Below are 3,390 nucleotides of genomic sequence, written 5' to 3'. Positions count from 1 at the left end.
TAATGGTTAATATAATTTGCGGTTGTGTGGTGTGTTAAATCTGCGGTTTAACATTCAACCTTTCTCATAATAACCTCCAATCATTGAGGTTATAGTTTAACATGGATTTGATAATGTCCCACTAGTGGGACATTATCAAATTGGATATATTAAGACATTATCATTTTCGAATCAGACTTTATACAAAAATAATGGTATATTGACAAATTTTTGTAATTATACTATTATAATTTTCAATAATAGAATCAAAGGAGAAATGTAAAAGTGGATTCTGCCCAGATAATGAATATCATATCATTAATCATTTTATTAATTTTATCATCGTTGTTTTCTTGTAGTGAAACAGCTTTTTTATCGGTAAGTAAAATTAAAATACGTACACTTGCTGAAGAAGGAAATAAAAAAGCAAAATTAGTAGAGTCTTTATTAGATGATCAAGATCGTTTATTAAGTGCTATTTTAGTAGGAAACAACCTAGTAAATATCGGTGCTTCGTCACTTACAACAGCAACGATTATGGCTATTTTTGGAGATGGTGCACAAACAGTTGCAATCGCAACAGGTGTTGTAACATTGTGTATTTTGATTTTTGGTGAAATCACACCTAAATCTCTTGCTACTCAAAACGCTGATAAATTAGTTTTTGCTTTAGCACCATTTATTCGTTTTGTTTGTGTAATTACTAAACCAGTTGTTTTTGTGTTGAATATTATTACAGGATTTATTATTAAACTTTTAGGTGGTAATCAAGAACATGGCCCTAGTTTAACTGAAGAAGAATTGAAAACAATTGTAACAGTTGGCCATGAAGAAGGTGTTCTAGAAAAAGAAGAAAAAGAAATGATACATAATGTTTTTGAATTTGGTGAAACTGAAATCAAAGAGATTATGACACCACGTATTCATGTTGAAAGTTTACCGGATGATTGTACATATGATGAATTAATGAATGTTTATCATGATGCACAGTATTCTAGATATCCTATTCATGATGAGTCTTTTGATGAAATTATTGGTGTTTTAAATATGAAAGATTTGTTGTTTATCGATATTGATAAAGAACATTTTGATGTTAAAAAGTATATGAGAGAGACTTTTGTGGTCTATGAATTTAATCAAGTCAATGATGTTTTTGCTTCAATGAGAAAGGAACATGCAACACTTGCTATTGTATTAGATGAATATGGTGTTATGAGTGGAATTGTTACTTTTGAAGATATTGTTGAAGAAATCGTTGGTGAAATTGATGATGAATATGATGATACAAGTGATGATATTGTTAAAATCAATGATCATGAGTATTTAGTAGATGGTAGTTTAAATTTAAATGAGGTCAATGATGAAATTGATACTCATTTTGAATCAGAAGATTTTGAATCAATCGGTGGTCTTGTTTTAGGAGAATTTAGTGGTGTTCCTAAAATAAAAGATAAAATTGAATTTCCAGGAGTTACAATTATTATCGAAAAGATGCATAAGAATCGAATTGAACTTCTTAGATTAATAATACATGAAATGAAAGAAGAGGAAGAAGGAGAGGAAAAACATCAATAAGATGCTTTTCCTTTTTTAAGGAGGCTATATGAAAACAACAGTTGAAATTAAAAAAATGGGAATCAATGGAGAAGGTATTGGTTACATTAATCGTAAAATTGTCTTTGTTAAAGGGGCATTATTAAATGAAGAAGTAGAAATTGATGCTAAACAATACAATAATAAAAATTATTATTTTGGTGATTTAATTAGAGTTATTAAACCTTCACCTATGCGTGTTAAAAATCCATGTCGTGCGAATAAAGAATGTATGGGATGTAATTTATTACATTATGCTTATCCAGCACAATTAAAACATAAAAAAGATTTAATTAAAGAATCTTTAAAAAAGTATACAGAATTAGATCGTTCACAAATTAAAATTGATCAAATTATTGGTATGAATCAAAAAAATGGTTTCCTTACACAAGCTAATTTACCTATTGTAGATTTTAAAGGAAAAGTTACTTTTGGAATTTATCAAAGAGAAACAAAATATTTAACAGTAATGACAGGATGTATGAAACAACATCCATTAATTAATCAAACATTATTACAACTAGAAGAAATCTTTAATAATCATCAATGTAAAACATATAATGATAAATTTAGAACTGGTTTAAGATTTATTAAATTACGTGTTTTCCAAGATAAAGTACAAGTCATCATTATTACAGGAAAAGATGGTTTAAAAGATGAAGTGGTAAGTGATATTAAAAAATTAAAACAAGTCAATGGTTTATTTATGTCAATTAATACTTCTAAATATCAAGATTTTGAAAGTCAAGGTTATAAGAAGATTTTTGGAAATACGAAAGAAGAATTTATTTGTGATGGTAAAAAATATATTATGTCTGTTAAAACAACTTTACCTGATCATTTAGAATCTTTTGAAATTAGAAATAAGATTGTTAAAACAATGGTTAAAGGAAGTAAAAAGATTATTTCTATTAATTGTGAAAATGGTATTTTAGAAATGAATCTAGATCAAGATGTTGTTGCTATTGATGAAAAGAAAGATAATATTGAAAGTGCTACTTATAATGCTAAATTATCAGGAAAAGAAAATATTAAATTTGTTTATGGTCAACCAATTAAGAAAATGATTACTTTTGCGAAAAAGAAAGTGTATGATACAGTTATTATTCAAGGAGTCAATGGGATTTCTAATGAATTAAAAGACACTTTAAGACTTGGAAAAGTACAAACAGTTATTTATATGAATTCTTCAACATCTATGCTTGCAAAAGATTTGCAAGAATTATCAAAATATTATAAAGTAGAAGAGATCAAAGCAGTAGATAGTCATATGTATCAATCATACGTGACATCAATTGCTAAACTTACAAGAAAATAGGAAGAAGGAATAAAAATGGAATACGATTATACACCAAGAGGTGTCTGTTCAAGAAATATCCATGTAGAAGTTGAAGATGGGATTGTTAAAAATGTTGTCTTTACAGGTGGATGTTCAGGAAATACTCAAGGAGTTGCTGCACTAGCAAAGGGTATGAAAGTAGATGAAGTCATTGAACGTTTAAAAGACATCAAATGTGGAGCAAAACCTACAAGTTGTCCAGCACAGCTTGCAAAAAGTTTACAAGAGCATGCTAAATAAGTGCTCTTTTTTTGTTTCCTTCATAAAATAAAATGGTGGTGTTATGTTAATTAGAATCAAAAAAATGCAGTTTCTAGTAGGTGTTTGTTTGATTTTACAAATTATTTTATCTTCGTTATTTTTGCCTTTTCATTTTATAGCGATGTTTTTATCTATTATCATTATTATTTGGCAAAGAAGATTTTGTGTTTTACAGATCAGATATCATTATTATACGATTTTTTTATATATTTATAGAT

3 protein-coding genes and 1 pseudogene are annotated in these 3,390 nt (G+C 27.6%); all 4 read left to right on the top strand.

Translation table 11 applies throughout. The features are described 5' to 3' along the window. The first annotated feature begins 282 nt into the window (after positions 1 to 282). Positions 283 to 1,554 carry a hemolysin family protein gene (locus ACLVEP_RS12530; RefSeq protein ID WP_318038400.1) on the top strand — a complete coding sequence of 424 codons (1,272 nt, stop codon included), beginning with the start codon at positions 283 to 285 and terminating at the stop codon, positions 1,552 to 1,554. A 28-nt stretch (positions 1,555 to 1,582) separates the two neighbouring features. Beyond that, entirely contained in the window at positions 1,583 to 2,890 is a 1,308-nt protein-coding gene (locus tag ACLVEP_RS12525) for a TRAM domain-containing protein (RefSeq protein ID WP_412585235.1), read from the top strand. Between the two features lie 15 nt (positions 2,891 to 2,905). Continuing rightward, on the top strand, positions 2,906 to 3,151 hold the full coding sequence (locus tag ACLVEP_RS12520; RefSeq protein WP_412585234.1) for a TIGR03905 family TSCPD domain-containing protein: 246 nt from the start codon (positions 2,906 to 2,908) through the stop codon (positions 3,149 to 3,151). A gap of 43 nt (positions 3,152 to 3,194) precedes the next feature. After that, a pseudogene (locus tag ACLVEP_RS12515) lies at positions 3,195 to 3,390 on the top strand (hypothetical protein); the annotation flags it as partial.

It is taken from the genome of Faecalibacillus sp. (genome assembly GCF_047023275.1).
GTDB lineage: Bacteria > Bacillota_I > Bacilli_A > Erysipelotrichales > Coprobacillaceae > Faecalibacillus.
The sequence above is the reverse complement of the archived record's forward strand: the minus strand, read 5'-3'. Positions and strand labels throughout refer to the sequence as shown.

Excerpts from the sequence above, each read along its gene's own strand:
- ACLVEP_RS12530 (WP_318038400.1), top strand. The coding sequence starts at position 283 with ATGAATATCATATCATTAATCATTTTATTAATTTTATCATCGTTGTTT.
- ACLVEP_RS12525 (WP_412585235.1), top strand. The coding sequence starts at position 1,583 with ATGAAAACAACAGTTGAAATTAAAAAAATGGGAATCAATGGAGAAGGT.
- ACLVEP_RS12520 (WP_412585234.1), top strand. The coding sequence starts at position 2,906 with ATGGAATACGATTATACACCAAGAGGTGTCTGTTCAAGAAATATCCAT.